The sequence below is a fragment of the Nitrospinota bacterium genome, assembly GCA_009873635.1.
GTDB lineage: Bacteria > Nitrospinota > Nitrospinia > Nitrospinales > VA-1 > LS-NOB.
In genome coordinates this window covers 55,626-61,625 of record WAHY01000013.1, presented here as the reverse complement: position 1 = coordinate 61,625, position 6,000 = coordinate 55,626, and the positions used below count along the sequence as shown (strand labels likewise).

The 6,000-nt window shown below is 37.9% G+C and carries 6 protein-coding genes and 2 pseudogenes (1 of these 8 cut by a window edge); 3 read left to right on the top strand and 5 right to left on the bottom strand.

Annotated elements, in window-relative coordinates; all coding sequences use genetic code 11:
- Together flgK and F3741_09020 are read left to right on the top strand one after the other, a co-directional pair.
- Positions 1–330: pseudogene (gene flgK, locus F3741_09025) on the top strand (flagellar hook-associated protein FlgK); it begins 1,398 nt to the left of the window's first position.
- A 24-nt stretch (positions 331–354) separates the two neighbouring features.
- Positions 355–1,875, top strand: coding sequence for a hypothetical protein (locus F3741_09020; protein MZG30930.1), 1,521 nt, complete (start codon positions 355–357; stop codon positions 1,873–1,875).
- A 23-nt stretch (positions 1,876–1,898) separates the two neighbouring features.
- Here the strand turns inward: F3741_09020 and F3741_09015 are convergent, their stop codons facing one another.
- The 4 genes and pseudogenes from F3741_09015 to F3741_09000 form a co-directional block, all read right to left on the bottom strand.
- Complete coding sequence (locus tag F3741_09015) at positions 1,899–2,225, bottom strand: hypothetical protein (protein ID MZG30929.1); 327 nt, start codon at positions 2,223–2,225, stop codon at positions 1,899–1,901.
- A 12-nt stretch (positions 2,226–2,237) separates the two neighbouring features.
- Positions 2,238–2,680 (bottom strand): annotated as a pseudogene (locus tag F3741_09010) (response regulator).
- A gap of 48 nt (positions 2,681–2,728) precedes the next feature.
- Complete coding sequence (locus tag F3741_09005) at positions 2,729–3,151, bottom strand: hypothetical protein (GenBank protein MZG30928.1); 423 nt, start codon at positions 3,149–3,151, stop codon at positions 2,729–2,731.
- Between the two features lie 912 nt (positions 3,152–4,063).
- The gene (locus tag F3741_09000; protein MZG30927.1) at positions 4,064–4,342 is read right to left on the bottom strand and encodes a hypothetical protein; all 279 of its coding nucleotides are present in this window, start codon (positions 4,340–4,342) and stop codon (positions 4,064–4,066) included.
- Positions 4,343–4,515: 173 nt separating this feature from the next.
- On the opposite strand from F3741_09000, the gene F3741_08995 reads away from it, so the two are divergent.
- A complete protein-coding gene (locus F3741_08995; protein MZG30926.1) occupies positions 4,516–4,854 on the top strand; it encodes a hypothetical protein in 339 nt (112 codons plus the stop codon).
- Between the two features lie 288 nt (positions 4,855–5,142).
- Here the strand turns inward: F3741_08995 and F3741_08990 are convergent, their stop codons facing one another.
- Entirely contained in the window at positions 5,143–5,721 is a 579-nt protein-coding gene (locus F3741_08990; GenBank protein ID MZG30925.1) for a redoxin family protein, read from the bottom strand.
- Between the last annotated feature and the right edge of the window lie 279 nt (positions 5,722–6,000).

Genomic DNA, 6,000 nt, shown 5'->3' with positions numbered 1-6,000 from the left:
GGAAATGCTCTGCAACTGGTTGAGCTTCAGTCCAAGCTTGTCTTCGACAGCATAACTTTAGATTCTTCAGGTTCAGGTACATTCACATTTGATGAGTTTTATAGTTCGCTGGTCAGTACGGTGGGAATAGAATCTTTTGCCTCTCAGTCAACCCTGTCGCAACAAGAGGGAATTCTACTGCAGCTCGATGTAAGGAGAGAGAGCATAGCCGGTGTATCGATTGATGAGGAAATGATTAACATGATTAAGTTCCAACAGGCTTATAATGCTTCTGCACGGTTAATAGGGGTCGCAGATGAGCTTTTGGATACAATAATCTCTCAGGTCTAACTTTGTATTAATAGGAGAACCTGAATGGTCACACGCGTTACCAATCAAGCGCAACAAGCCAATTCGTTACAAAACATATTTCGAATTACGGAAAACCTTTTTAAAGCACAACAGGAGATTGCTTCTGGAAGGCGTATAACAAAACCTTCGGATGATCCAGCAGGTATACGTGATGCTCTTTTACTGAAGACAAACATTTCTCGTTCAAATCAATTTGTGCGAAATATTGATAGTAATCGCATATATTTACAGGCAAGCGATTCTGCTCTAGAGTCTTTTAATATTAATTTGATCAGGGCTAAAGAGCTCACTGTGAGTGAATTGGGTGGGTTAGCAACTGCTGAGACAAGAGGTTTTGCCGCAAATGAATTGGATCAGATAATTTCTCAGACATTTGAGTCTGCCAATATAAAAGTTAAGAACCAGTTTGTTTTTTCAGGTACAGACTTTAGAACCCAACCATTTGGACAAGCTTCATCAGGAGCGGTTTATTTTGGTAATTCTGAAAGGTTTGAAATTGGAGTGGGATCAAACACAAATGCAGACTTTACCCTTCCCGGTTCAGAAGTTTTAGGAAATGATCTAAACCCTCAATTAACAGGCTCGACTGGGCTTGCTTCTCTAAATGCGGGTTCCGGAGTTACACCCGGGTCCATAACGATAACAGATCGAGCGGGAAACACGGGAACGGTGAGTGTGACTTCTTCAGACACTATTGCCAGTTTGATTTCAAAAATTAACGGGCTATCTGGAAATGTGACTGCCTCAATCAACTCAAAAGGTTCGGGTCTTCAATTAACCGATAGCAGTTCTGTCATTACTCAGGCTTTGACAGTGGCAGAGGTTTCGGGAGGTAGCGCGGCTGAAGAACTTGGAATTCTTGGTCAGAGGGATGGAAATATAAGCGGTTCAGACCTGAACCCAGTGATTACCTCATCGACTTTAATATCAGACTTAAAGGGTGGTGATGGATTGACGCTAAATGAAATAAACATTGTGAATGGTGCTGCTTCTGGAACGGTAACATTAAGTTCGGCTACAACTATTGGAGATGTTATCAATCAAATTAACAATTCTTCGTTCAATGTCACAGCATCTATTAATAGCGCGGGGAACTCACTTTTGGTCACCTCTAACGATCCGACAACGGTTGCAATAGTAAAAAATATTGGAACTGATGAAACGGCAGAAAATCTGGGGCTCGGCGGTGGTAAGAATGTATTTACAACTTTGTTTAAATTGAGGGATGCCCTCAATAAGAATGACGGATTAGCGATTCTGGCATCTTTGGAAAATCTAGATTCGAGCCTGGCCTCTATCAATAATAACCGGGCTATAGTTGGGGCTTCATTAGGTCGTGTTAATGCATCAAGTACTATTCATGATCAGGATATTGTGAATAAAGCACAACAGTTGGCAAGTATTGAGGATGCAGATGTTGTAAAAAGTGCTTCGGATCTCGCTAATTTAGAGTTTGCTCTCCAGGCAACCTTGAGCGCAACGGCTCAGGTCCTGCAACCTACCTTATTGGATTTTCTTCGATAAAAACTAAAATAAAAGCAGATTGATTATTTTGCGGTCGAATGTTCAATGTGGATCGGGAAATCAACGATGGCAGTAGTACCAAGGCCTGGTTCGCTTTCAACTTCAAGATTACCACCCTGTTCGCGAAAATTTCGTAATAGCTCAATACCATTTATTGGTCCCAACCGGAAATCAAACATGGCCAAATTATAATCGAAAGGATCCAGTTTTTTGAAATGACTACCGATTGAAGAGTAATGATCTATTAAAGGAGTTGGTTTTCCAAGACCTACATTAAGGAGATCTTTAATATAAAGGGCGTCATCTTCGTCATCCTCAATCAAAAGAATTTTAAGAGGTTCTTGAGTCATTGAGAGGATAGTTCAGGAGTTTAATTTTACGATCTTTAACCAGTACTTTAGCAGGATTTCCATTGCGTATTTGAAATCTACATACTTAAATGGTTTTTGAATAAATGAGTTGGCTCCTAATTGATATGCCTGATCAATGTCGGAATTAGCCTGCGAAGTGGTTAATATGATGACAGGAATTTTTTGCGCTCAGGGTGGTTTTTTATTTCTGCAAGAGCTTCGCGGCCATCCTTTTTTGGCATATTAAAGTCAAGAATAATAAGGCCGGGGGTTTTCTCTCTAACTGTATCTGAATGTTCACAAGCATCCAGATAACTTAACAGTTCATCTCCATCTTTAGACCAGTGAATGTGACCTATATTATCCAACCCCTTTAGGGCCTCGGTGATTAATAAATAATTATCTTCATCATCTTCAGCGACCACAATATTGTAGTTTTTATGTAAATTATTCATCTATTTAACTGATCTTATGGAACAGATCAATAATTACAAGAATAAACTCTAGTCTTCAGACCTGCTTTTAACTTCTTGAATAAATTTTTCCCGATCAATTCTTACCTTTTCTTTAAACTTTTCGACACTTCCAAATTTATTAATATAATGATTTCTGATTTCATCGGTTGTCATGACCTCAGATCCTGAATCCCCTACCAGACAACGTCCTTTTTTGTCACAGGTCCAAATGGGATAATCTTTTCCGATTTCTTCTTTTAAATCATCGGGGATATTGTCTGAATGGGGAAGGCTCGAGTAGTTTGGGTCAATCCGCTCTTCAATACGATCGATTTCTTTTATCAGGTCATCAATGCATTCCCCGTCCCAATCACCGACGTGCTCATCCCCATCGGCTGAAAATATCTTATTTTTAAGCTTTGGGTCTATCTTTGGCTTATCTAATGAAAAACGTCTACCAATTTCAGACATTATCTGTAACCTTAAGGTTAATATGTATTTTGAAATATATCACAGAATCTATGGTCTAATACGATATCTTTGGTTTAAAGCATTTATTGATAATTGTCTATACTCTAAAAAGGGTATAATTTTGGTTGATGGATATTTAAATATAAGGATTCAGCTTTACAAATCAATCGAAATGTAAATATTGTCATTTTAGACCATAATTTTTTATTCCTATTGATAATCCGGTAGTTCTAAAAATTTTCCCTGCTAAGACCTGCCGACAATTATCGCAAATGTGGTAAGAGCCGAAATGAAAGCTAAGTCATTTGTTCCTTAATTTTTATAATTAAGTTGTATTTGTTGAAGGTAGTGTGCTAATTCTTTATTTTATTTTGATGCTTCAACCTTAAAATCCAGGAGTTAAACATGGCAACACATGAACAAATTGTTTCTGCTTATGAAAATTATCTTGCTGAAAATGAAAGTTTTGAAACTAAAAATATAAAAGCTGCTGCTGCCCGTGCACGCAAAGCTTTAGGTGAACTTGGAAAGCTGGCTAAGGTTCGAAGAGCTGAAATCCAGGAAAAGAAAAATAGTTTATAACAAGACGCAATATATGCCCCGCCAATTGCGGCGGGGAGATGCTAAGCGGTTTTTAATATCTTCACATTTAACGAAAAGCGTTTAAAGATTTAGATTCTTCAAAGTAAAAGAGCCCCGGTTTCTCGGTTAAGATAAGTTTGTTAAAGACTTATTAACTTGAAGGAGAAACCAATGACTCAAGATCAATACGTTATCTGAAGAAAGCTGAATATCCTGGAACTCGGTGAAACCCCGGGCAATATATCTGAATCCTGCCGTAAATTAGGAGTATCCAGGCCAGATCATTACGATATTAAGTCTGCTGCCGGGGAAGATGGAGTGGAGGGGGAACTACCTAACGGTATTTATGCCTGTTTCCAGGTCATCGTCCCAACCATCTGGTAATAATGAATCCATTCCCTTGTCCCTCCGGGTTTGGGAAAGGTTTCTCATGAAGTGGGAATTGCATTCATTACAAAACCAACCTTCTCCTGAAAATATCCAGCATTCATCTTCCACCCATTCCTGAGCCTCTTCTTCACTGTCACACCATTTGCTGTTTTCAGAACATTCCTCAGCGACCCGTGCATCGCATACCAGGGAAAACTTATTATTTTTCTCTATGATCAATGTTAAATCCTTTTTTCGTTTAAATTCGACCGGCTACTGGAATACAATAAGATTTTCAAACATTTTTTGAAAATCATCTATAGTATTAGTCAATGAATACAATAATTCCAGAAATTTTTTTTTATTTATTTCTGCAAATCCTAGCGCTGATATTTTATTCTCCTGCCTGGGCCGTGAAAAGTAACTGTGATAACAAAAAAATCAAGCTCCATAAAAAGGCCGACCAGTTAATTCAACGTATTGAAGAGGTCGAGTTTTGTGCAAGACCCGCTGCAAAATTTCGTGACAAGGTGTTCAGCAATTTAAAATACCGGTCCAACAGACTGAAAACATGTGTGCAAATGGTTAAGCAGGAAAACCTGGGGTTCGATTGCTCGCGGGAATTTAGAAAAACCATGAAAGCGGATGGAGGGGAAAACTGTGCTAAACAGATTCAAGTTATGAAAAATTTATTTAAAAAATTTGAAATCCTTTTGCCAGGCTATGAAGACTGTTTAAAAAATAAAGATTAACTACAAAGTTCAACAGATATAACAAATTAATAGCTTTCTCTGTTTTTGAATTCCATTCAATGGGTCATCCTGATAGTTGTTGATTTCAGGTATTTGCCATAGCCCGGCCCAAATAAACGGGTGTCGATCACTGCTAAGGGTAGGATTATTAATCAAAAACTTGCGGATCACTTATTGATTATAAATCTGGATTTTTTTAATTAGATTTTTGTAATGCCGGGTATTCATTAGAAAATAATCAAACTTCGGTTAAATCATAGAAGTTTATGAATATTTAATTCTTTGGAACTAACTTTTTGACTGAGAGGTTCTCAATAAATCACCAGCTGCTTCCAAAGCCTTTTTTATATTTGGAAGCCCTCCATTCGGAACAAGGTCGACGTAGCGAATGATATTATTTTGGTCGGCAACCAAAACCGTTCTGCGTAATACCCCCAATCCATTAATCAGCAGTCCTGACTTTTTACCAAATAGAAACTCTGGATTATCTGAAAGGAAAATCAGATTGTGTATATTGGCCTTTTCGGCGAACTTGTGCTGATCCTCAGCTGTATTTGTACTGAGGGTGATGATATCTATGAATTTATCCAATCCTCCATTGGTTTCGCTAAATTCATGGGTTTGCTTGTCGCAGACAGGGGTATTCAACTTTGGCACGATACTGATTATTTTAATTTTTCCTTTTAAGTCTTTGATTTCAACATCCGGGTTTCCATAGGCTTTCAGTTTTGCTTCGGGCAATGGTTTCCCCACCTTCAAAAGATCTGAGCTTCTGTTTTTCGCATTCGCTACTCCATTTATTGCGACGAAGAAAAAACAGAAAAGGAAAAAAATCAATGTATTTTTTCTTTGTTTAATCGCTTTCATATTCCCCTCTTGTTTGAATTAGTAAAATGACTGATATTATTTAGAATAAAATCTTAATTCAGCACAAACAAGAAAAAAGGCAAACTGAATTAGAAACGAGGTGAGGAGGCAACTCACCACTACAAACTTAAAAATATCAATCATCATCGAAACCCGGCGTTGTTACCTGGCGATTCATTCATAGTCTTATCTCTGTATTTCTCTATCTTGTTCCTATTCGCTGGAAGCTTTCCTAAAGTTTCTTTGTATTGTCTTATTGTTTGGTGATCATAATGATTG

Bases quoted from the DNA above. Each gene is read 5' to 3' on its own strand.
- F3741_09020 (MZG30930.1), top strand. From the start codon at position 355: ATGGTCACACGCGTTACCAATCAAGCGCAACAAGCCAATTCGTTACAA.
- F3741_09015 (MZG30929.1), bottom strand. From the start codon at position 2,225: ATGACTCAAGAACCTCTTAAAATTCTTTTGATTGAGGATGACGAAGAT.
- F3741_09005 (MZG30928.1), bottom strand. From the start codon at position 3,151: ATGTCTGAAATTGGTAGACGTTTTTCATTAGATAAGCCAAAGATAGAC.
- F3741_08990 (MZG30925.1), bottom strand. From the start codon at position 5,721: ATGAAAGCGATTAAACAAAGAAAAAATACATTGATTTTTTTCCTTTTC.